At 32.8% G+C, this 24512-nt stretch carries 23 protein-coding genes; 2 read left to right on the top strand and 21 right to left on the bottom strand.

Annotated elements, in window-relative coordinates; genetic code table 11:
• Positions 1-49: 49 nt before the first annotated feature.
• Positions 50-241 carry a DUF2929 family protein gene (locus tag ABWU86_RS03990; protein ID WP_330376116.1) on the top strand — a complete coding sequence of 64 codons (192 nt, stop codon included), beginning with the start codon at positions 50-52 and terminating at the stop codon, positions 239-241.
• A gap of 35 nt (positions 242-276) precedes the next feature.
• Here ABWU86_RS03990 and clpB read toward each other — a convergent pair whose 3' ends face one another.
• The 15 genes from clpB to rpsU form a co-directional block, all read right to left on the bottom strand.
• Complete coding sequence (gene clpB, locus ABWU86_RS03985) at positions 277-2859, bottom strand: ATP-dependent chaperone ClpB (RefSeq protein ID WP_353321542.1); 2583 nt, start codon at positions 2857-2859, stop codon at positions 277-279.
• A 102-nt stretch (positions 2860-2961) separates the two neighbouring features.
• A complete protein-coding gene (pepT, locus tag ABWU86_RS03980; protein WP_293792871.1) occupies positions 2962-4197 on the bottom strand; it encodes a peptidase T in 1236 nt (411 codons plus the stop codon).
• A 15-nt stretch (positions 4198-4212) separates the two neighbouring features.
• Positions 4213-5016: a Nif3-like dinuclear metal center hexameric protein gene (locus ABWU86_RS03975; RefSeq protein WP_353321540.1), complete on the bottom strand. Its 804-nt coding sequence runs from the start codon at positions 5014-5016 to the stop codon at positions 4213-4215.
• Positions 5017-5018: 2 nt separating this feature from the next.
• Positions 5019-5714 (bottom strand): tRNA (adenine(22)-N(1))-methyltransferase, encoded by a 696-nt coding sequence (locus tag ABWU86_RS03970; protein ID WP_293792874.1) that lies wholly within the window; start codon positions 5712-5714, stop codon positions 5019-5021.
• Positions 5715-5801: 87 nt separating this feature from the next.
• Entirely contained in the window at positions 5802-6914 is a 1113-nt protein-coding gene (gene rpoD / locus ABWU86_RS03965) for an RNA polymerase sigma factor RpoD (protein WP_293792875.1), read from the bottom strand.
• A gap of 17 nt (positions 6915-6931) precedes the next feature.
• Entirely contained in the window at positions 6932-8776 is a 1845-nt protein-coding gene (gene dnaG, locus ABWU86_RS03960; RefSeq protein ID WP_293792877.1) for a DNA primase, read from the bottom strand.
• Positions 8777-8885: 109 nt separating this feature from the next.
• Entirely contained in the window at positions 8886-10964 is a 2079-nt protein-coding gene (gene glyS / locus ABWU86_RS03955; RefSeq protein ID WP_293792878.1) for a glycine--tRNA ligase subunit beta, read from the bottom strand.
• Positions 10964-11896, bottom strand: a complete 933-nt coding sequence (gene glyQ, locus ABWU86_RS03950) for a glycine--tRNA ligase subunit alpha (RefSeq protein ID WP_053950112.1) — start codon at positions 11894-11896, stop codon at positions 10964-10966. Before glyQ ends, glyS begins: the two co-directional genes overlap by 1 nt.
• Positions 11897-12170: 274 nt before the next feature.
• On the bottom strand, positions 12171-12932 hold the full coding sequence (gene recO, locus ABWU86_RS03945) for a DNA repair protein RecO (protein WP_293792879.1): 762 nt from the start codon (positions 12930-12932) through the stop codon (positions 12171-12173).
• A gap of 20 nt (positions 12933-12952) precedes the next feature.
• A complete protein-coding gene (gene era, locus ABWU86_RS03940; RefSeq protein WP_293792880.1) occupies positions 12953-13861 on the bottom strand; it encodes a GTPase Era in 909 nt (302 codons plus the stop codon).
• A gap of 16 nt (positions 13862-13877) precedes the next feature.
• A complete protein-coding gene (locus ABWU86_RS03935; RefSeq protein ID WP_293792881.1) occupies positions 13878-14267 on the bottom strand; it encodes a diacylglycerol kinase family protein in 390 nt (129 codons plus the stop codon).
• The gene (gene ybeY / locus ABWU86_RS03930) at positions 14251-14730 is read right to left on the bottom strand and encodes an rRNA maturation RNase YbeY (RefSeq protein WP_293792884.1); all 480 of its coding nucleotides are present in this window, start codon (positions 14728-14730) and stop codon (positions 14251-14253) included. The genes ABWU86_RS03935 and ybeY overlap by 17 nt, the downstream gene beginning before the upstream one ends.
• 18 nt (positions 14731-14748) lie before the next feature.
• A complete protein-coding gene (locus tag ABWU86_RS03925; protein WP_353321535.1) occupies positions 14749-15717 on the bottom strand; it encodes a PhoH family protein in 969 nt (322 codons plus the stop codon).
• 113 nt (positions 15718-15830) lie between these two features.
• Positions 15831-16274 (bottom strand): GatB/YqeY domain-containing protein, encoded by a 444-nt coding sequence (locus ABWU86_RS03920; RefSeq protein ID WP_293792887.1) that lies wholly within the window; start codon positions 16272-16274, stop codon positions 15831-15833.
• Between the two features lie 68 nt (positions 16275-16342).
• The gene (gene rpsU, locus ABWU86_RS03915; RefSeq protein WP_034530758.1) at positions 16343-16537 is read right to left on the bottom strand and encodes a 30S ribosomal protein S21; all 195 of its coding nucleotides are present in this window, start codon (positions 16535-16537) and stop codon (positions 16343-16345) included.
• Between the two features lie 184 nt (positions 16538-16721).
• Here rpsU and ABWU86_RS03910 point away from each other — a divergent pair, with 184 nt between their 5' ends.
• On the top strand, positions 16722-17534 hold the full coding sequence (locus ABWU86_RS03910) for a pyruvate, water dikinase regulatory protein (protein ID WP_293792896.1): 813 nt from the start codon (positions 16722-16724) through the stop codon (positions 17532-17534).
• Between the two features lie 22 nt (positions 17535-17556).
• Here ABWU86_RS03910 and ABWU86_RS03905 read toward each other — a convergent pair whose 3' ends face one another.
• The 6 genes from ABWU86_RS03905 to aspS form a co-directional block, all read right to left on the bottom strand.
• Positions 17557-18462: a deoxyribonuclease IV gene (locus ABWU86_RS03905; protein ID WP_293792898.1), complete on the bottom strand. Its 906-nt coding sequence runs from the start codon at positions 18460-18462 to the stop codon at positions 17557-17559.
• The gene (locus ABWU86_RS03900) at positions 18452-19675 is read right to left on the bottom strand and encodes a CDP-glycerol glycerophosphotransferase family protein (protein ID WP_353321532.1); all 1224 of its coding nucleotides are present in this window, start codon (positions 19673-19675) and stop codon (positions 18452-18454) included. Before ABWU86_RS03900 ends, ABWU86_RS03905 begins: the two co-directional genes overlap by 11 nt.
• 23 nt (positions 19676-19698) lie before the next feature.
• Positions 19699-20508, bottom strand: a complete 810-nt coding sequence (locus ABWU86_RS03895; RefSeq protein WP_053950121.1) for an ABC transporter permease — start codon at positions 20506-20508, stop codon at positions 19699-19701.
• Between the two features lie 16 nt (positions 20509-20524).
• Positions 20525-21676, bottom strand: a complete 1152-nt coding sequence (locus ABWU86_RS03890; RefSeq protein ID WP_293792900.1) for a CDP-glycerol glycerophosphotransferase family protein — start codon at positions 21674-21676, stop codon at positions 20525-20527.
• Between the two features lie 79 nt (positions 21677-21755).
• Positions 21756-22634: a YitT family protein gene (locus ABWU86_RS03885; RefSeq protein WP_293792901.1), complete on the bottom strand. Its 879-nt coding sequence runs from the start codon at positions 22632-22634 to the stop codon at positions 21756-21758.
• Positions 22635-22723: 89 nt separating this feature from the next.
• The gene (aspS, locus tag ABWU86_RS03880; RefSeq protein WP_293792903.1) at positions 22724-24499 is read right to left on the bottom strand and encodes an aspartate--tRNA ligase; all 1776 of its coding nucleotides are present in this window, start codon (positions 24497-24499) and stop codon (positions 22724-22726) included.
• Positions 24500-24512 lie beyond the last annotated feature (13 nt).

Here is a 24512-nt window from a genome sequence, read left to right as displayed (position 1 = left end):
TTTTTTCAATCTTAACTGTGGTAAAATTTCTATGAAATGTGAGGTGGATATGATGAAATTCATTATTTCAAATCTATTGGTGATCTTTTGGGCATTTATTTTCGGTGAAATCATCGGATACATTGCTAGCCAATTAACTCAGCTAACATATAACACAACTGAAATTGGTATCGTTTCTGCAGTGGTTGTTGTAATTACAGTCAACTGTGTATCACTAATTTCAAAACATTCAGTTAAATAACAAAAGCTCAAGTAAATTACTTGAGCTTTTTTATTTTATTTAAATGTTAGTTTGTCATTATTTAATCCAATGTTGATGGTATCTTTAGGTTTAATATCACCTGCAATTAGTAATCTTGCTAACGGTGTTTCGACATTTCTGGTAACAAATCTTTGTAATGGACGACCACCATATTGTGGATCATATCCATTATCTGTGATCCAGTCTATTGCATCATCAGAGATGTTAATTGTAATTTGTTTGTCGTTTAATCTATTGCCTAATTTTTGAATTAATTGCTTAACAATTTCTCTCACATCTGATTTTGATAATGGTTTAAAAGTGATGATTTCATCAATTCTGTTTAAGAATTCCGGTTTAAAACTCTTCTTCAACAATTCTGAAACTTGTTTTCTTGCTTTTTCAGAGATATTTCCATCCTTATCTAAACCATCCAATAAGATGTCAGAACCTAAATTAGAAGTCATTATTAACAAGGTGTTTTTAAAATCTACAGTATGACCTTGTCCATCTGTTAAACGTCCATCATCTAAAACTTGTAATAAGACATTAAAGACATCTGGATGAGCTTTTTCGATTTCATCAAATAATACAATTGTATATGGATCTCTTCTAACTGCTTCAGTTAGCTGTCCACCTTCTTCATATCCTACATATCCCGGTGCAGCACCAACTAATCTAGATACCGATTCTTTTTCCATATACTCAGACATATCGATTCTTACCATATGTTCTTCAGAATCAAATAAGTTTTCAGCTAAAGACTTGGCTAATTCTGTCTTACCAACACCTGTTGGACCCAAGAATAAAAATGATCCCAATGGTTTGCTTGGATCTTGTAAACCCGCTCTTGAACGAAGAACGGCATCGGCAACAGATTCAACAGCTTCATCTTGTCCAATCACTCTCTTATGAAGATTGTCATCCAAGTGAAGTATTTTTTCTTTTTCGCCTTCCATTAGACGAGCTACTGGAATTCTAGTTTCACGACTTAGTACTTCAGCAATTCCATCTTCAGTTACTGACTCACTTACTAACCAGTCATCATCATGATCTTGATTTTCCATCTTAGCTAATTCTTTTTCTAATTCTGGAATTGTACCATGTTGTAAAACTGCCACCTTATCTAAATCATAGTTACTTTCGGCTTGTTGTAGTTCATTCTTAGCTTGATCTAATTCCGCTTTTTTATCGCTTAATGCTTTGATTGAAGTCTTTTCCTGTTGCCATCTAGCGTTTAGTTTATTAACTGTTTCTTTCAAGTTAGCCAATTCTGGTTCTAACTTAGCTAAACGTTGCTTAGATTCATCGTCGTCTTCTTTCTTTAACGATGCCTCTTCAACTTCAGCACGCATTAATTTACGATTAGCTTGATCTAACTCAGTCGGATTTGAATTCATTTCAACTTCAATTGTTGATGACGCTTCATCAACTAAATCAATTGCCTTATCTGGTAAAAATCTTTCTGGAATATATCTATCAGCCAGTTTAGCAGCTGCAACTAAAGCGTTGTCATGAATTCTGACCCCATGGTGAATTTCCAAACGTTCTTTAATTCCACGCAAAATCGTAATTGTATCATCCACAGAAGGTTCTTCAACATTCACTTTTTGGAATCTTCTTTCTAACGCTTTATCCTTTTGCATGTATTTACGATATTCATCGACGGTAGTGGCACCAATTAGATGAAGTTCACCTCTAGCTAACATAGGCTTTAAGATATTACCAGCGTCCATGCTTCCTTCTGTCTTACCAGCGCCAACAATATTGTGAATTTCATCAATGAACATAATAACTTGTCCATCAGATTTTTTAACAGCTTTTAAGACTGCCTTTAGTCTTTCTTCAAATTCACCACGATATTTAGCCCCAGCGATTAATGAACTCATATCTAATTCAAATAATGACTTGTTTTTTAGATTTTCAGGAACATCATTCACAGCAATTCTTTTGGCTAAACCTTCAACAATTGCGGTCTTACCTACACCTGGATCACCAATGAGGACAGGATTGTTTTTTGTCATTCTAGAAAGGATTCTAATGACATCAATTATTTCTTCATCCCTACCAATAATAGGTCCTAGCTTTCCAGCACGTGCTTCTGCAACTAAATCAACTCCGTACTTCTTTAAAGCTTGAAAATTATCTTCTTGATTCTTTGAAGTCACCTTTTCTCCTCCTCTAATTTTATCAATTGCCTTTTCGACCATATCTTTTGAAACATGATTTTCTTTTAAATAATCAACTAATTTATTGCCACTAATATCCATTAGCGCTAATACTAAAGTATCAACAGCAATATATTGATCGCCCAACTTATCCTTTTCTTTTTGAGCAAATTGAATTAATGACAACATGTTAGAAGAAATGTTTTGTCCGTAGCTAACGTTACTTCCTTCAACTATAGATATTTCATCTAATTCTTTATCTAACTCTTGTTCTAAATCATCAACATCTAATCCAACTTCTGAGAAAATTTGTCTAGCTAATTCTCCTGGTTGAACTAACACTTTAAATAAATGTGCGATTGTGATTTCTTGATGTTTTCTATTAGTTGCTACCTTTTGCGCTTCTGAAAACGATTGGGTAACAGCTTCTGTTAATTCTTCTGGATTCATTTTTTCACCTGCTTAATAAAAAAATACCTATGAGAATACTTCTCATAGGTAAATTTTACCAAAAGGTCTTTTATTTTCAAATAATTTGACCTTTATTGACTATTATTTTTCAACATTTAAATTAGCGATAGCGATAATAACATCACAAGCCTTTTCCATTGTTTCAACAGAAACATATTCAAAACGACCGTGCATGTTTTCTCCACCGGCAAACAAGTTAGGTGTTGGTAAGCCCTTAAATGAAATTGTTGAACCATCTGTTCCACCACGAACTGGGAAAATATCAGGAGTAACATCAACGCTGTTCATTGCTTCTTTTGCTAAGTCAACAACTTCCATGTTCTTTTCGATTACTTCTGCCATGTTGTAGTATTGATCTTTTACGGTTACTTTAACTCTATCTTCGCCAAATGATTTATTCATTTCTTCAGCGATTTTTGCAAAGTATTGTTTTCTAGATTCGAATCTAGCTCTATCATGGTCTCTGATAATGTATGACAATTTAGTAAAGTCAGCAGTTCCATTCATTTCAATTAAGAAATAGAAGCCTTCCTTACCGTCAGTATATTCAGGTCTTTCATATGCTGGTAATTTAGCATTGAAATCCATCCCTAAAATTGCAGCGTTCACCATTACGTTCTTAGCTTCACCTGGGTGAACGTCGGTTCCTTTAATTTCAACAGTTGCTGACGCAGCATTGAATGTTTCGTATTGTAATTGACCCTTAGCTCCACCATCGACAGTGTAAGCCATGTCAGCACCGAAATCTTGAACGTCAAATTTAAGTGAACCTGTTCCAATTTCTTCATCGGGACCAAATCCAACTTCAATTTCACCATGTTTAATTTCTGGGTGATCAATTAGGTACTTCATTGAAGATACAATTTCAGCAACTCCTGCTTTATCATCTGCACCTAATAAAGTATTACCGTCTGTAGTAATTAAAGTATTGCCTTCATATTTATGTAAGCTTTCAAAAACATTTGGATCTAGGTTGTATTCACCATTGCCTAACGCAATGTTTGATTTTCCATCGTAATTTTCGACAAATTGAGGATTTACATTTTCAGAATTAAAATCTGCTGTATCAATGTGTGAAATAAAACCAATTTTCTTTACATCTTCATCAACATTAGAAGGTAAAGTTGCAAATACATATGCACTTTCTTCGTTGGTTCTAACGTTTTCTAGTCCAATTTCTTTTAATTCATCTTTTAATTTATTTAAAAAATCAATTTGGCGACTAGATGATGGGATTGTGGCACTACTTTCATCCGATCTGGTATTTTGTTTAACATAATTTATAAAACGTGGTACTAAATCTTCGTACTTAGACATAATAATGTACACTCCTTAAATAAATTGATATGGATCAGTGTTTATATTAGATTTTATCACATCTATTGGCCAACCAAACTCTTTTGACCACTCTTTGAGCATTTCGCATAAATATGGCTTACAAATACTTTCAATATGATGTCCCGGATCTACTACAGACATGTTATCTGCAATCATATCATGTCCAACATGATAATACACATCTCCTGTTACATAAACATCAGCGCCTTTTTGTTGTGCGATAGAATAAAACTTGCCTCCATCACCGCCTAAAACAGCTACTCTTTTTACTTTATGATTATCTTGATGACTAATTAATCTTAATCCATCAACATTGAAAAATTCTTTACATTTTTGGGCAAACTCATAAACGGTGGTTTCTTCCTTTAAATCACCAATTCTACCCATAAAGTATTCGTTATCATTATAAATTCCTTGACTAACTAAGCCTTCAACGTTTCTTAAATCCATTGCTTCAGATAACCAGTCATTCATTCCACCTTCAGCATTATCCAAATTAGTATGAGCGGAATAAACTAAAATATTATTTTTAATTAATTTAGCATACATTGCATTTTGAGGAACTGATAAATCCATGTTTTTTACCGGACGAAACATCGCTGGATGATGTGAAAAAATCATATCACAATTATTTTCAATGGCTTCGTCAACTACTTCAGGTCTAACATCCAAAGTCACTAAAACCTTATGAATATCCTGGTTGATATCACCGATTTGTAATCCGATTGGATCATGGTCAACCGCGATATCTTTCGGAGAAAACTTTTCAAATTGTTCAATCAATTTACTAGCGTTCATATTTATAACACCTCTTTAATTGAGTTAATGTCATCCTTCATTTTTTGAATTTTTTCAATTGGTTTCTCTTTTTTAGCTTGATTCATTTGATCAATTACCATTTCAATACGGTTAATTTCATTCTGCCACTTTTCTACAAAAACTTCAGAATGTTGTTTTAATAAGAATGGTCCAAATTGCAATTCTTGTTCAGAATATTCAACATCATGGTTTACTTTTTCAGCCACAATTATTTCGTAAGTATGACCATCTTCTCTTAAAATAGTTTCATCTTTAATTTCATAATGATTATTCATCAGCCATGTTCTTAGTCGATTTTCACCAACATTAGGTTGTAACACTAATACTTCATTACCACTTAGATGATTTTTTCCATTTTCAAGAATTTGACGAATTAATGTTCCACCCATTCCTGCAATGGTAACACAATTTATATTATCTTCTTTATTAATTGATAGCAGTCCATCAGCTAGTCTTGTATCTATTTTATCTGAAAGCCCTTCTGATAAAATTTCTTGTTTGGCATTTTCAAGCGGACCTTTCGCTACTTCACTAGCGATACCAAATTCGATTTGATTTTGTTTCATTAAGTAAACTGGTAAATAAGCATGATCAGAACCAATATCAGCTACTCTACTATTTTTTGGAACAAAGTCAGCTACAGTTTTTAGTCTTTGTGATAAATTATTTGCGTCCATAAAAGCACCTTTTCTACTTATATAATTACTTATATTATAACTGGAATTATAAATAAAAAACAGATAGCATCGCTATCTGTTTTTTGATTATTCAAGAAAATCTTTTAATTGTTTACTTCTAGATGGGTGGCGTAGCTTTCTTAGTGCTTTCGCTTCGATTTGTCTAATTCTTTCACGAGTAACACCAAACACCTTACCTACTTCTTCAAGGGTTCTAGTACGTCCATCGTCTAAACCAAAACGTAATCTTAGAACATTTTCTTCTCTATCAGTTAATGTATCTAATACGCCTTCTAGTTGTTCTTTAAGCAATTCATATGCAGCATGGTCAGCAGGACTAGTTGCATCTTGGTCTTCGATAAAATCACCTAAATGTGAGTCATCTTCTTCACCAATTGGTGTTTCTAAAGAAACTGGTTCTTGAGAAATCTTTAGAATGCTTCTAACCTTTTGAGTTGGCATATCCATTTCGGCACCAATTTCTTCAGGTGTAGGTTCACGACCTAAATCTTGAAGTAATTGACGTTGGATACGAATTAACTTGTTAATGGTTTCAACCATGTGAACAGGGATTCTGATTGTTCTAGCTTGATCGGCAATTGCACGAGTAATCGCTTGTCTAATCCACCAAGTTGCATAAGTTGAGAACTTGAATCCTTTACGGTAATCAAACTTTTCTACCGCTTTCATTAATCCCATATTACCTTCTTGGATTAAATCAAGGAATTGCATCCCTCTTCCAACATAACGCTTAGCAATTGAAACTACTAATCTAAGGTTGGCTTCAGCTAATTCTTGTTTAGCTTCTTCATCGCCTTCTTCAATTCTAAGGGCTAAGTTAACTTCTTGTTCAGCGGTTAAAAGAGGTACTCGACCGATTTCTTTAAGATACATTCTAACAGGGTCATTAATCTTTACCCCTGTAGGAGCAGAAGCTGTATTCTTTAGTTCTGTTTGAGTAACTTTCTTTGCAGCTTCTAGCGCTCTTGGATCTGGTTCACCATTTTCGTCTACGACACTAATCCCTGCATCTTCAATTTTTTCTAATAACTCATACATATCAGTCTTAGATAATTTAAAAGGAACGGCAATTGTGTCATTAACATCATCATATGTTACATGACCAATCTTTTTTTGCTTTTTGATTAAAGCATCAGTTGATTCCTTTAGTTCTTTTTTGGTTAATTTCTTTTCAGCCATTTATATGCCTCCTATGATTAAGCACGACCGCCTAGGTTCTTTTGTTTTTGTAACTGGATAATCTCCATCGCTATTTCAGTTTGTCTGTCTATATCGCCAAGCTGTTTAGCTTCATTTAATTCGATTTGCTTTTGTTTCAATTGTGAATCAATCGGAGCTTCGTTCATTATTATATTAACATAGTCATCCACTTCATCAACAGATGGTGAATCATTTATTTGTAACATTTCAATATCAATCAATAATTTTCTAAGCTTTTCTTCTTTAATAAAATCTTGAAATTCTGCCGAATTATACTCATCATGTGTGGCCATATATTCTTGTGCCAAGTTATATAACAATTGATAATCAACATCAACAAATGCGAATCCATCGACACTCATTAATCGTTGCCATAGTTCTTGTGACATTAATATTCGATTTAACAAGTATAATTCAGCCATTTCAACTTTAGATCTATATCTAACTGATTGAATAGGCGCAATCATCTGAGCATTATTATCATTCTTACCATTTCGAGAATAATTAACTCGGTTGACCGCGTCATTTTTTTGAATGAACGAATTCATTGTCATCGTTAAATCGTTTTTATTTAGATTAAATTGATCCGCTAATTGATTTATATAAAGATCTCTTTCAATTGGTTGGTCAACCTTGGCAACTTCTTTTAATACATCTTGGATGTAACTAAATTTATCGGTTTCGTTATCTAAATTACGATTTAACTTATAGTATCTCATCTTAAATGCTATAGGAGATTCTATTGACTTACTCATATAATCAGCAAATTTTTCTTCGCCAAACTGCTTACGATATTCATCTGGATCAATACCCTCTGGCATTTGGATAACTCTTAACGTTAGGTTTGAATTTCCTAACAATGAGAGTGCCCTATTAATCGCATTTTGACCAGCAGCATCACCGTCATAACAAACATATACGCTGCTACAATGTCTATTAATTACTTTGATTTGGTCATTAGTTAAACTAGTTCCCATCGAAGCAATTCCATTTTCAATGCCTGATTGATAAGCAGAAATAACATCCATAAAACCTTCAAACAGAATAACAGCATCATTTTTTCTAATTGCCGCTTTTGCGTTTGATAAGTTAAACAAAACATCCCTTTTATTAAAAATGTCTGTTTCTGGACTATTTAAATATTTTGCTGTTGAGTCTTCCTTGTTTAGAACTCTTCCAGAAAAACCAATTATAGATCCAAATTCATTTTTAATTGGAAACATGATTCGATTGAAAAATCTATCTCGCAATTTACCTTCGTCATCTTCAAGAAACAATCCAGACTTCCGCATGTCTTGATATTCAAACTTTTGTTCAACTAAAAAACGATTGATAACATTATTGTTAGGTGCAAAACCAATTTGATAGTACTTAATTGTCTCGTCGGTTAAACCTCGATCATGCAAATAGTCCAACGCTTTTTGGCCTAATTCAGTATTCATTAAAATATGATGATATACTTCAGTCGACTTTTCATGCATCTCAATCAACTTAGTTTCAGTTGAATTCATTTTAGGCTTTTGACTATTGCTTTGTTTATATTGATCAGATATTTCAATTCCACTCATGTCAGCGACCTTCAAAATCGCTTCTGGATATGTTAGATTTTCTAGTTCCATCATAAAAGTGAAAACATTTCCACCTTTTCCACAACCAAAGCACTTAAATAATTGTCTATCTTCATTCACAGAAAATGATGGACTGTTTTCATCGTGAAATGGACATAATCCCATTAAATTACTACCTGATTTTCTAAGAGCAACAAATTGACCAATAATATCAGCAATATTGGTTTCGTTCCTAACTTGTTCAATTACTTCTTCAGGAATCATTGGCATCATATCTCCTTTTCACCCATAAAAGTCGCACCACTTAGTGCGACTTTTATTTTAAACATGGAAAACTATTATACAACATTTTAGCAACGCATAATAGCATTGTCTATCAATTTTATTTAACGATAAGTTGATTAAAGTCAGCGAACCATTTAATCATATTAGATAGCTTAGTTAATTCACGTAAATGGTTATTCTTAACAGCTTCGTTATCTGACATAACCATTGTTTGATCAAAGTATCCTTCGATATCATTCTTAAGGTCAAATAGCTTAGTGTATTCATCATTAGCACCTAAAGTGTAGAAATCATTTTTAATTGATTCTACAGCAGCATGTAATGACTTTTCAGAGTCATTTTCGAAAAGTGATTCATCAATGTTTAAATCATCTTCTGCAAAATCACTCTTTTCAGAAATTCTAAGAACACGAGTTAATGCTTCAACTGATTCTTTAAATTCTGCATCATCTTTATGTTGTTCTAACACAGCTGCCACATCAAAGATAAATTCAATATTGTAATTTTGTGAATTTCCAGCAGCATCAATAATATCATGTCTGATATTTTCTGATTTCATTTGTTTGACAATTCTATCTTTAATAAATGATACAATTTCTGGAATTTCCTTGGCTTGGTCTAATTCCGGAGCAACATTAGCATCTTTTTCTGCACTAATTAATTCATTCATTAATTCAGCAAGATTAAAGTTTAATTTTTCGTTTTTAACGATTCTAACAATTCCGTTAGCTTGTCTTCTAAGTGCGTATGGGTCATTTGAACCACTAGGAATCATACCTGCAGCAAAGAAAGTTAAAATACTGTCAAACTTATCAGCTAATGATAGGACAGCCCCTACCTTAGTTTCTGGGAGGTCACCACTAGCCGAAATTGGCATGTAGTGTTCTCTAATTGCAGTTGCAACAGATGCATTTTCGCCTTTAATTAAAGCGTATTTTTCACCCATAACACCTTGTAGTTCAGAGAATTCTCCAACCATTCCAGTAACTAAATCGAATTTGTAAATTTGTGCAGCGCGTTTCACATCTGTCAATTCTTGATCAGATAGGTTTGCCTTTTTACCAATGATTGATGCGATTTGTTCTACACGTTGCATCTTTTCAAAAATAGTTGAAATTTTATCATGGAAGCTAACCTTCTTAAGTTTGTTAACATAAAAGTCAATATCTTTAGCTTGATCTTCTTGGTAGAAGAACATTGCATCTTCTAGTCGAGCTGTAAGAACTTTTTCATTTCCAGCAATAACGTTTTCGATAAAATCTTTATTACCGTTTCTAACTGAAATGAAGTAAGGTAAAATTTGATTTTCTTTATCAGTAACGTAGAAGAATCTTTGGTTATCTTTCATTGAAGTAATTAATACTTCTGATGGTAATTGAAGATACTTTTCTTCAAACTTACCAAAGAATGCAGTTGGCCATTCTACTAAGTTATTAACTTCTTCTAGTAGTCCTTTGTTAATGTTAATTACCCAATTGTTTTCATCTTGAATTTGCTTAATTTGTTCAACAATTGTTTCTTTTCTCTTATTAGCATCAACGATGACAAATTGTTCTCTTAATTTATCTTCATATTCATCAGCAGAATTAATTGTAGTGTCACTACCTAAGAAACGGTGTCCACGACTTACGTTTGAAGCTGCAACATCCAAAATCTTAATTGGTAGTACTTCATCATCAAGTAATGCAACCATCCAACGAATTGGACGAATAAAGTCTAAACGATAAACGTTCCATTTCATTAAAGTTGGGAAGTTCATGCTTGTAACAACATCTTTTAATCCCATTAAAACTTCTTTAACATCTTTTCCAGCAATATGCTTTTCAACAAATACATATTCTGTTCCTTTAATTTCCTTAAAGGTAATGTCATCGGTACTTACACCTTGTCCCTTGGTAAAACCAATTGCTGCCTTAGACCAATTACCTTGATCATCTAAAGCAATTTTCTTAGCAGGACCTTTAACTGTTTCGTTAATATCTTCTTGCTTATCAGCCAATCCAGTAATTTGAATTGTTAATCTTCTAGGAGTTGAATAAGGCTTGATACTTTCAAAGTCGATTCTTTGTTCTTTCAAGTATTCTTGTGTCTTTTTAACTAATTGGTCAATACTTGGTGTTACAACATGTGCAGGCATTTCTTCTAGACCAATTTCAAATAAAAATGTATGATCCATTATTTTTCCTCCTTGTTTTCATCATCTTGTAGCAGTGATTGTCTTAATTTTTCATCTTTAATTAATGGGAAGCCAAGCTTCTTTCTTTCAGCAATAAATGCTTTAGCAATTTCTCTAGCCATTCTTCTAATTCTTGAAAGATAACCGGCACGTTCTGTTACAGATACTGCACCACGGGCATCTAAAAGGTTAAAAGTGTGACTACATTTTAGAACATAATCATACGCTGGATGAACTAATCCGTTAGCAATTTGCTTTTTAGCTTCTTCTTCAAAATCATCAAACATCTTCAAAAGCATGTCTTGATTACTTTCTTCGAAACTGTATTTTGAGTGTTCAAATTCTGGTTCTTTGAAAATATCACCGTATTTAACACCATCACTCCATTCAAGTTCAAAAACATTATTAACATCTTGCACATATGAAGCTAGTCTTTCAAGACCGTATGTGATTTCTGAAGCTACTGGATTCATTTCTTGACCACCAACGATTTGGAAGTAAGTGAATTGAGTAACTTCCATTCCGTCAAGCCAAATTTCCCAACCAACACCAGCACAACCCATTGAAGGATTTTCCCAGTTATCTTCAACGAATCGAATGTCATGTTCTTCCGGATTAATCCCTAATTCCTTTAAACTATCTAAGTATAATTCTTGAATGTTTTCAGGAGACGGTTTCATAATTACTTGGAATTGATGATGTTGGTATAAACGGTTAGGGTTTTCACCATATCTACCATCAGCAGGTCTTCTTGATGGTTCTACATAAGCAGCATTCCATGGTTCAGGACCAATAGCTCTTAAAAATGTGTATGGACTCATAGTTCCGGCACCTTTTTCAGTGTCGTAAGCTTGCATTAGCATACATCCCTGTGATGACCAGTATTGTTGTAGTTTTAAAATAATATCTTGCATTGACAACTTATCTGTCATTTTATTTCCTCCTAGTAAACGAATGGCATAAAAAATCCCTATGTAAAAAGTATATAAAATACCAATTACATAGGGACGATTATTCGCGGTTCCACCCTACTTCTGAAATTAATCAGCAGCTTGATTTGTTTGGTTCCAAAAGTGCCAATTACTAAAGTATTGAATAGCTTCCACCAATCTATTCTCGCTGAAAAAATCTTAGTAACATTCTTCTGTCATTACCATTCGTATTTAATTAATTTAATTATAGTTTAGTAAATCCAAAAAATCAATTCTATAATTTTAAATCATTAATTTGATCCAGAAACTTTTTACTCTTTAAATGAATTCCAACTGCGTCAGAATATATTTTATCTAGTAATTTACGTAAATTAACCTTAGTGGTTTCATTGACATTAACGTTTCCTAAACGATTTAAATCAACAATTGAAAATCTTCTTAAGTAATAAATTGTTTTTTGATCTAAATGGAGCCGGTTTTCGTCTAAATGAAAATGATTCTGACATATTAATCCACCATATGCTTCAGAATAATCAAAATTCAAATTCGTTCTACCGCAAACGCTACATCCTCTTAATTCTGGTTTAACACCAAATACATCTAACAATTGGATTTCCATGATGTTAGTGATTACTTCAGGATCTACTCCATTATCGATAAACCTTAATGCTGCGAACAACTGATTAAACCAAAATGGAATCGGTACAGAATCATCAAAAGCTGTATCAATTAAAGACATAATATAAGTAGCATACGCATTAAGAAAAATGTCTTCACTTATATTTTCATAGTGGCTGGTATCTAACCCGCTGTATATATATGAGAGATTATCGTTATTAATTTTTCCAGAATATGTCCCATAAGTGAATGGTAAAATATCTGCCATCATTTTGAAGCCTCTTTTACGGGCTCCTCTAATGAAAAACATCTTCTTACCAGCTTCTGCTGTTAGAAATTTAACAAGCATGTCATTCTCTTTATAATCACGCCTATATAATAAAATGCCATGAAAATTCATGTAAGTTTGTGAATCCATTCTGTTCACCAACCAATTTCTTAGTAGTTATCTTTCTTGTATCCTAATGACTTAAGAACTGAAGATTCATTTCTCCATCCTGGATGAACTTTAACCCAAAGCTTTAAGTAGACTTTACTGCCTAATAAATCTTCGATATCTTGTCTAGCTAATGTTCCAATCTTTTTCAACATTGAACCTTGCTTACCGATTAAAATACCTTTTTGTCCAGGTCTATCAACTAAAATATCAGCTTGAATGTCAACATTACCATGTTCATTTGTCTTCATGCTTAAAATATCAATAGCGATTGAATATGGAATTTCATCTCTAGCTAACATTAATATTTTTTCTCTAATTAATTCAGCAACAATAAAACGTTCCGGATGATCAGTCACTTCATCTTCAGGATAGTATTGTGGCCCTGCTGGTAATAGCGCCTTTAAATTAGCCATTAGTTCATCCACATTGTTTCCTTGAAGAGCAGAGATTGGAAATACTTCTTTCCAATCTAATGCCTTTTTATAAATATCCATAATACTTAGTAATTTATTAGGATTAATTTCATCAATCTTATTAATGATTAAGTAAACGGGCTTATCAATTTCTTTTAAGCGATTGATAATAAAGTTATCCCCCGCTCCCCTTGTTTCTGTAGCACTAACCATGAATAAAACGGCGTCAACTTCCTTTAATGCAGAGAAAGCTGATTTTTCCATAAAATCATCTAGTTTATTAATTGGTTTATGAATTCCTGGTGTATCTAAGAAAACAATTTGTGAATCATCATCTGTATAAACACCTTGAATTTTATTTCTAGTAGTTTGTGCTTTGTCACTCATGATGGCAATTTTTTGTCCGATAATTCGGTTTAAAAATGTTGATTTTCCAACGTTTGGTCGACCAACGATTGCGACAAATCCTGAGTGAAAGTTTGGATCAAATTCCATAATATTCCTCCATAAATTACAATTCCAATATTATTGGGATATAAACTATACATCCTATAATAATTGCAAAGATTGATGCAATCACAACTCCTGCAGCTGCAACATCCTTTGTTTTTTTAGCTATCTTATTATACTCTTGCCCAACAATTAAATTAACTATTGATTCACATAACGTGTTAATTACTTCTGAAATTAAAACAATAAAGATTGCTAATAAAATCCATATCCATTGCTCTAATTTAATCTTTAAAATAATTGATAAAATAATTACGACTACTGATATCAAAAGATGAATTCGAAAGTTACGTTCTGTTTTGCATAAAGTGATTAAGCCATCAATTGCATGCTTAAGCGACTCGATAAAATTACGATTTTTACTAGGCACTTTTTTATCTTTCAAGGCCATAATCATCCATTATCTTTCTTTGAAGTGGGAACATAACATCCTCATCTTCTTGTTTCATATGGTCGTACCCGTTTAAGTGCAAGAAGCCATGCACAACTAAAAATCCTAATTCTCTTTCATAAGAGTGATTTAGAAATTCTGCTTGTTCGGATACCTTGTCAATTGAAACAAAAATGTCTCCAATATTTTCGGGTATTTCTGCTGCCATTTCTTCATCCATAATTAATGGGAATTCATCTTCTCCATCTTCGATTGCAAAACTAATAACATCAGTGGCACGATCTACGCCCCTGTACTTACTATTAATTTCCTTAATCTCATCATTATTAACAAATGTTACTGACATTTCAGTATTATCCTTTAAGTTCAATTGCTTGCTTGCAAACTGAAGAACATTTTGTACCAACTCGACGTGTTTTTCGTCCACACCATCTTTAGTCTTATCGTAAATTTCTAAGTCCATCTAATTACTCCTGTTTGATTAATTTTTTTGATATTCAGAATATGCATCGATAATTCTAGCAACTACCGGATGTCTAACAACATCTTTTGAATCAAATGTTACAAATCTAATTTTATCAACGTTTTGTAAAATAGTTTGTGCTTGCACTAGACCGCTACTTGCATGCTTAGGCAAATCAATTTGAGATATATCACCATTAACAATCATTTTAGAACCGAATCCAAGACGTGTTAAGAACATCTTCATTTGTGCCGTAGTAGTATTTTGAGCTTCATCTAGGATAACAAACGCTGATTCTAATGTTCTTCCACGCATATATGCTAACGGAGCAATTTCAATTACTCCTCTTTCCATCAATCTAGCAGTATGTTCTCTACCCAAAATGGAGTGAAGAGCATCATATATAGGTCTTAAATATGGATCAACCTTTTCTTTTAAATCACCTGGCAAAAATCCTAAACTTTCTCCAGCTTCAACAGCCGGTCTAGTTAAGATAATTTTTTCTACATCACCGTGTTTTAACGCAGCAATGGCCATAACAACAGCTAAATATGTTTTACCAGTTCCGGCTGGACCAACCCCAAATGTTATGTCATTTCTTTTTACTGACTGAACATATTGACGTTGTCCAAAGTTTTTAACCCTTACTGGTTTACCTTTAAAGTCTTTGATTAATATTTGATTGTATAGATCCTTAAAATAGCTTAGCGTATCATTTTTCGCCATATTCATAGCTGATACGATATCGCTACTATTTAAAGTAACTCCATTTTGAATTAAATCCATTAAGTTTTTAAAAATTGAGATAACTTTATTAACATCGTCCTCGCTTCCGGACACTTTAACATTTGTCCCAAAAGCATTAATAGAAACATCCATACCCTCTTCAAGAATTGTAACGTATTTATTTTGTGCGCCTAATAGCTTAGGTTCAAAATCTAAATTATGAATGATGAATTCTTTGGTTACTTCAGTATTTTCTGTCAATATAGCGACTCCTTTTTATCATTTTTATAATCAAATATTAGCACAACTTTTTAGTTTAAAAAAGTTATTAATATGTATAAAAAAGCATGATTAAATCATACTTTTAGTTATTTCTAGCTTAAATGAGCTTTAACTGATTGATTTACTTCGTTTCCATCAGCTTTACCCTTAACCTTAGGCATAATAGCACCCATTACTTTTCCGAAATCAGACATTGCACTTGCGCCAACTTCGTTGATAGTTTCTTCAACCACTTTATCAATTTCTTCTTTTGACATTTGTTCTGGAGCGTATTTGCTTAGAACTTCTAATTGTTGTTCTTGTTCAGCAACTAAATCGTCTCTACCACCGTTTTTAAATTCAGCGATTGATTCTTTAACTTGCTTAACTTCTCGAGTAATAACAGTAAGTTCTTCTTCGTCAGTTAAATCATGACCTACAGAAACCTTTTCGTTAGTTAAAGCTGTTTTCAATGATCTAATTACGTTTAGAGAAACCTTGTTGTGTTCCTTCATTGCAGTCTTCAAATCTTCAGTTAAATTATTAGCAATACTCATTATAAATTCCTTCTTTCGATTTTTTAGCAAAAAAAACGCTCCTGAAATAACAGGAACGTTTTTAGTAATTAAAAGCGACGGCTTTTTTTCTTGTTGTTGCGCTTTCTTGCTGCTTCAGATTTTAATTTACGTTTAACACTTGGTTTTTCGTAGAATTCTCGTTTACGGTATTCACGTAAAGTACCGTTCTTAGAAACTGTACGTTTAAATCGACGAAGAGCATCATCAAGAGATTCGTTTTTACGAACGACTGTTTTTGACATATGAAAATTCCCTCCCTCCGAGCTCGAAATACAACAGTTATCTTTTATTTTTTAGTTATTAAAACTGTTCTTAATAATTATACAAAACAATATTATTAACGTCAATATTACATTTTAATTTCTAGCATACTTTTATCATATAATCTTGATATAATATATTTGAATTATGAAGGAGTGATTAAAAATGAAGCATATTAATATTTTTGCTATTTCTGATTCTAGTGGAGAAACTGCAATGCAGGTTGCAAAAACTGCTGGAGCGCAATTTGATTCTGCTGATATATCTTATGAAAGATATCCATTTATAACAACTGAATCTATGCTAGCTGGAATCTTAAAAATTGCAAAAGAAAAAAATGCTGTTATTTTCCATACTCTAGTTAATGCTAATCTAAGCTTACTAATAGAAGACTTCGCTTCTGAAAATAATCTTCAAAATGTTGATTGTGTACAAAGACCAATGAAAGCAATTAGTAGTCAACTGGGCAGTAATCCAGAAAGAGTATCAGGTCTTGTCCATGACCTAAACGATGAATATTTCAAAAGAATTGAAGCAATGGAGTTTTCTGTTGAAAATGACGATGGAAGTAACCCACAAAATTTAACCAAGGCAGATGTCGTGATTCTTGGTATTTCCAGAACTTCCAAGACACCCTTATCTTTATATCTTGCAAATAAAAAATTAAAGGTATCAAATGTTCCAATTGGTCCAACCCTTCAATTACCAAAAGAAGTTTTCGATGTTGATTCAAATAAGATATTTGGATTAACTAGTGATACAGCAGATATTCAAAAGATCAGAAAAACCAGAATGGAATCATATGGAATCGAAGAAGAAACACCTTATTCAAGTACCGATAATATCAATGCTGAATTAGATTATGCTGATAAGCTATATAAACAACTTGGATGTTTAATTATAAACGTTCATGATAAATCTATCGAAGAAACAGCTACAATTATCATGGAAAGTCTTAACATTGATTCATATAAATAAAAAAAGAGCTTACGCTCTTTTTTTATTGGTTTAAGATATCATTCATTAATGAATCATTGAATTTTTGTTCTTTTAACATTTTAACTTCGAAATAATGTGGAGATACTTTTTTCTTAGTTCCTTCGATGGCAACAGCTGGTGTTTCCATTACTTTAGGAACATCCACAAGAGCTTCGTGATGAGCAATGTAATTAAGCGCATCGAAACCGATTGTTCCTAATCCGATAATCTCATGTCTATCTTTATGACTCCCAAAATCATTTTTTGAATCATTCAAATGAATTACTTTGATTTTGTCTAAACCAATAACATGATCAAATTCATTTAATACTCCATCAAAATCATTTTTGACATCATATCCTGCATCATTAGTATGACAGGTATCAAAAGTAACTGATAGTTTATCATTTAAAGTAACTCCATCCATAATCTGAGCAATTTCTTCAAATGTTCTACCAACTTCTGTCCCTTTGCCAGCCATGGTTTCTAATGCAATTTGAACTTTTTGATCGGGTTCAATTACTTCATTTAGTCCTTTAGCAATTTGCGCAATTGCTTTATCGGCACCTTCACCAACATGAGCTCCCGGATGCAATACAATTTGAGATGCACCAATAGCTTCAGCTCTTTTTACTTCATCGTGTAAAAATTGAATTCCAAATTCAAAATTTTGGGGCTTAGTAATATTTCCTAGATTAATAATGTATGGAGCATGAACAACTGTTTCTAAGATGTCATGTTCTTTCATGTATTGTTTTCCATCGTCAGCACGTAGTTCTTCGATTGGCTTTCTTCTAGTATTTTGTGGTGCACCAGTGTAGACCATAAATACATTTTCGCCATAGCTATCAGCCTCTTTAGCAGATCCTAAAAACATAGTTGATCCGCTCATACCTACATGTGAACCAATTAAAAACTTACTTTCCATTATTAATCCCCCTCATGATTTTAACAAATTCTGCTGAAGAATTTTCGGATTCCCATCCACAGAATTTATCATAAAATTTATTGTATTTTTCTACATAATCTTCGTATTCATTATTTTCAGTAAAAACATGAATTTGATTATAGAAATCATTTTCTTTTTCTACAACAGGGCCAGGTAATTCACTTCTGTAATCGAAGTAAAAACCTCTTATGTCATCTTCATAGTGATTTAAATCATAAGCATAAAATAACATTGGTCTCTTTAAGTTTGCATAATCAAACATTACAGAAGAATAGTCAGTGATTAATAAATCAGTCATTAGATAAATATCACTCATATCTTCTTCTACCATGATAAATGCACGATCTTCATAACCAGTAATGTCAATAAAGTCTTTTACTAGATAATGTGGACGCAGAATTAGGAAAGTATTTTCATCAACATTGTTGAAGAATTCTTCCAAGCTGAAAGGTAATTCAAAATTATAAACTCCTTTACGCTTATAGTTATCATCTCTCCAAGTTGGAGCATAGGTAATAACTCTTACGTCATCTCTACCTAAATATTGCTTTTTTAACTTACTGATTTGTAACTCATTATTATCATAATAAAGAACATCATTACGAGGATAACCAATATCTAAGAACTTGTTGTTAAAACCAAAAGCTCGTTTAAATATATCCTTAGAGTATTGATTTGGAGCGATTAAATAATCCCAACGATTAGCTTCTTCAGTAAAATTCTTTTTATATCTTTCTGTATCAGTTCCAGGCATCATCACATTTTCAATGTCTGTTCCTAACTTTTTCAAAGGTGTTCCATGCCAAGTTTGCATGTAAACAGTTCCCTTGTTTTTATTCCACCATTTAGGTGTTCTTGAGTTAAACACCCAGAAATTAGCTCTAGCCATCGCCCAAACCCATCTTGGCATAAATCTTTTTACGATTTTTACATCAGGGTACAATTTACTAAAAGTCTTATATTCAGACTTTCTAACTGTAAAATATGCGATATTTTTGTATTCAGGATATAATTCAACCCATTTTTGATAAATTGCCGCTGGATTATCATTTATATCTTTGCCTTGAAAACTCTCAAAAACTACAGAGTTTTTCTTAACGGGGAAAATAATCAAGAAATTATTAATAAGAATCAAACATCTTCTGATTGATTTTTTTATTAATTTAACTATTTTCTTTTTAAGTTTCATCATAAAAAACGTTCAATCCTTTTATATTAAATATAATCAACGAATCTTGCTCTAAACTTGTAATGTAAATGTGATCCAATTAATAGGAAGAATAATACCATTAACCAGAAAATAAGCATTAACATAGGTTTTTGCCAGAACCAATCTTCACCTAACATTGATTCTCTAAATCCTGAAACAATGTAGAAGAATGGGTTTAATTGTAAGAATCTAACAAAGAATGCTGGGAAAGCATTAGTTTCAAAGTTAAATAGCACACCAGACATGTAGAATAGAACTCTCATGATTGATTGTAAGAAAATTCTGTAATCACGAACCAAAATAGTTACCGTAGAGTTAAAGATTCCAAATGCCAATAACCAGCAAATCATTGCAAAGAAGTAGTAAATCCATTGAATCCAGTATATGTTAGGTAATACTCCACCCTTTAAGTATCCAAGAATAATTGAACAAGCAAGCATTGCCCAGAAAGAACTTAGGTTAGTAAGAATCTTAATTGAAGGTAATACACTTACAGGGAATTTCATTTTTGATACCATTCCCACTTGTTGATAGATACTCTTAGAAGCGTCTAAAGTTACACTGTTCATGTAGAACCATGGAGTGATACCGATAACCATCCAAGTTAGGTAATCAACACTTCCAGATGTTCCCTTTTTCAATCCAACCCCGAAAACTAACCAATAAATCATGATTTGGATAATTGGGTATAGGTATGCCCAAATAATTCCTAAATAATGACTTTGGTAGTCAGATTTGTCTTCATATTTAGATACTCTAAACATGATTGGTAAATTTTCAATTTGTTCTTTAATTAATGTAATGACTTCCTTCAAGTCGATCACACTTCCTTTACTTTAAAGTTTTTATATATTTATCAATAACTCTGGTTGTAGCAAAACCGTCATTATATTTGTTCCAATGATTATTAAAATTAGTAAAATCTGTTTTTTTATTTTCACTAATTGCTGTTTTCAATTCATCCAATGTTTTAATTGGATTTGTTGGTAACCAATTTAACAAGTTCTCTTGCAATCCTGGCTTTTGTTTGTATTGTTCAATATCAAACATAAAGAATAACAATGAATGTGCATTAGGTAGCAATGAGTAATCAAAAGCCACAGAAGAATAATCAGTAACTAACGTGTCTGTTACTGCTAGCAAATCAGTTGTTGAAAGTTGGTTACAGAATAAAACGTTTGGACATTTGGTTTCTTCCTGTAACTTACTTTCAATGTCACGCAATAATGGATGTAATTTTATTACCACCATTGCATTTTCATCGTTAGATAATGCCTTGATTAATCCCTTAGGAGGATTAAAAGATTGTCCATCATCTCGATACGTTGGTGCATATAAAATAACACGTTTATCCTTTAATTGTGGTGCGAAACTGTAAACTCTTCTTCTGGCAATTTGAAGCCATTTATCTTTAAAAAGTCTGTCTGATCGTGGATATCCCATCATTTGCATCTTATCAAATGAAACATGATAACTTTCTTCAAATACGTGTCCCATGGTTTCAGATGCAACAACGTATTCGTCAAAGCTATTATATACTTTTTGGAACCTTCTCTTATCAGAATTACTTCTATCTTTAGTTGATGGGTCTTGCCAGCCAAATTTCTTAATGGCACCATTTGCATGCCACAACTGAACAACCTTTAGTTTTTTAGATTTAACAATTCCTCCCATAAATGGAAAGTAATTATCACAAAAAACAACATTACTTGCCATTATTTTTGGAATTAAATCCATTATTAGCTTAAGGCCTTCTTGAAATTGTACTGTTTTAATACCATATGCTGCTAAGTCAGTAGCAGCTGCTTCATTTGAAGCTTCATAATAAACATAAAGGGTCTTATCTTTTGGCATTTTTCTTGCCATTGATTTAATTAATCCTAAATTATTATCAAAACTCATTATGTAAATTACATTTTGCTTTTTCTTAAAAAAGCAAATTAACGAAACCAATCTAATTAAACATATATATATGACTTTCAAAACATATCCCACCAAAATTTTAATAAAACTATCACACAATCCAGTATTATAACATAATTAATAATTAAAATTTATTTTATTATTCAAGTTTATGCTCATAAAAGTGACCCAATATAGTAGAAGCCTCTGTCACACTAGCAAATGCATGTTCATCAGATTCATCCAGTGCTTCTTGCAATTCGGACATTTCATATCTAGAAATTGTTGTAAATAAAATGGTCTTGGTGTCATGTTGGTAAGCACCTTCTGCACCATGAATGATAGTAATTCCTCTAGGAATATGATTTTGTACACTATCAATAACCGTTTTAGGATGATCTGTAACAATTAACACTTGCATTCTTTGCTGTCTAGTATATGCAAAATCGATTGCTTTAGCGTTAACTACAATCCCAATCGCTGAGTAGAAAGCATATGGCCAACCATAAGTGAATCCTGCCGCGGTAATAATAAAGATATTGAAAGCAATGTTAATTGTTCCAATACTTCGACCTGTTTTTCTTCGAATAACAATTCCTAAAATATCTAAACCACCGGTTGAAATCTCATTTTTCAGACTCATACCGGTACCAAAACCATTAACCACTCCCCCAAAAATTGCACATATCATAGGATCATTGGTTAAATAAACTGGATGAAGTGCTTTGATCATAAAACTGGCTAGAAAAACAGTTAAAATGGTAAAGCAGGTAAACTGATGTCCAATTTGCTTCCATGCTAGTATAAAGAATGGAATGTTTAAGCAGAACAAACCAATTGATGGCGATATCGCAAATGGTAAAAATCTTTCTGAAAGTGTATTAATTAATTGTGATAACCCGGTAAAACCAGATGAATAAATTTTTCCAGGTGTCCAAAAAAAGTTCATGGCAATGGAAATCATAATTCCATACATGAAGGCTGTTGAAGCTTTTGCTAAATATTGATGTCTTCTCCAAATCCTTTGAACATCGTCCATATGTCTCATTACCTCTCATTTAATATGAAAATAGTATAACACAAATAGTGATTAAAAAAAGGCTCCCCTATTGGGAAGCCTTTTTGATATTAAATTTCGTCTTCGCTTTCTAAACCAAGATCATCTAATTGTTTCTTAGATACAGGTGCAGGAGCATTTGTCATTGGTTCAGTTGCTTTAGAATTCTTAGGGAATGCTATAACATCTCTAATGTTTTCAGTTTGTGCCAATAATCTAGCAAAACGGTCAAGACCAATAGCTAGTCCTCCATGAGGTGGGAAACCGTAATCTAATGCATCTAAGAAGTAACCAAATTGTTCTTGAGCACTTTCTCTTGTAAAGCCTAAAGCTTTCAACATCTTCAATTGTAGTTCTTTAGTATGGATACGGATTGATCCACCACCAAGTTCTAGACCATTTAGAATAATATCGTAGCTTTGTGCGTGAGCTTTATGTGGATCTTCGCCATCATTTAGGTAATGTTCATCACCTTCATTTGGCATTGTGAATGGATGGTGAGCTGGAACCCATCTGTCAATTCCTTCATCATATTCAAACAATGGCCAATCAACAACCCATAGGAAGTCGAATTCGTTTTCAGGAATCATGTCTAGTTCTTTTGCGATATCACATCTTAAGTAACCAAGTGTATCTGCGACAACTTTTTCACGATCAGCAGCGAATAATAGTAAATCACCAGATTTTGCTTCAGTAACTTCTAATAATTGAGCAACAACTTGATCATCAGTAAAGAATTTAGAAATTGGACCAGTTAAACCTTCGTCAGTAACCTTCATCCATGCTAATCCCTTAGCACCAAATCTTTCAATGTATGCAGCATACTTATCAATATCTTTTCTAGAATATTTATCTGCACCACCAGGTACTGCGATTGCTTTAACCTTGCCACCATTTTCAATTGCACTGCTAAAGACCTTAAAGTCAACATCTTTAACAACATCTGACAAGTCTTTTAATTCCATACCAAATCTAACATCTGGTTGGTCGGTACCAAAACGGTCCATTGATTCTTGCCAAGTAATACGCTTAAATGGCGCTTTAATATCGATATTTAATGTATCTTTCATTACCTTCACAATTAGACCTTCAGTTAACTTTTGAATGTCTTCAGCGTTTAAGAATGAAGTTTCCATATCAATTTGAGTAAATTCTGGTTGACGGTCACCACGTAAATCTTCATCTCTAAAACAACGAGCAATTTGGTAGTAACGGTCGAACCCAGAACCCATTAATAGTTGTTTAAATAATTGAGGTGATTGAGGTAATGCGTAGAATGAACCATGGTATAAACGTGATGGTACTAAGTAATCACGTGCACCTTCAGGTGTTGAAACAGTTAAGTTTGGTGTTTCAATATCCACAAATCCATTTTCATTGAAGTATTGATGAACCGCTTGGGTAATCTTACTTCTTAAAATAATACCCTTTTGTACTTCTGGTCTTCTTAAATCAAGATATCTATATTTTAACTTGGTTTCTTCAGACGCAGTAATATCATCCTTAATATCAAATGGAGGGTTTTCTGACTTGTTTAGAATTTTAACATCAGAAACTGCAATTTCAATTTTTCCAGTGTTGATTTCGGTATTAATTTCTTTTTCATTTCTGGCAACTACAGTTCCCTTAACTTCGATAACATATTCGTTTCTTAATTGATCAGCGATTTCTAGTGCTTTAGCGCTATTTTTGTCACTGAAAACCAATTGCACGATTCCTTTTGTATCTCTTAAATCAACGAAAATTAATTTTCCTAAATCACGGCGTTTAGCAACCCATCCGTCTAAACACACTTCTTGGTTCAAGAAGCTTTCATCTACTAAACCACAATAAGTTGTTCGGTTCATATCATATCTCTCC

The sequence above is a fragment of the Apilactobacillus pseudapinorum genome (assembly GCF_040369555.1).
Lineage (GTDB): Bacteria > Bacillota > Bacilli > Lactobacillales > Lactobacillaceae > Apilactobacillus.
This window is presented reverse-complemented; position numbering and strand designations above follow the sequence as displayed.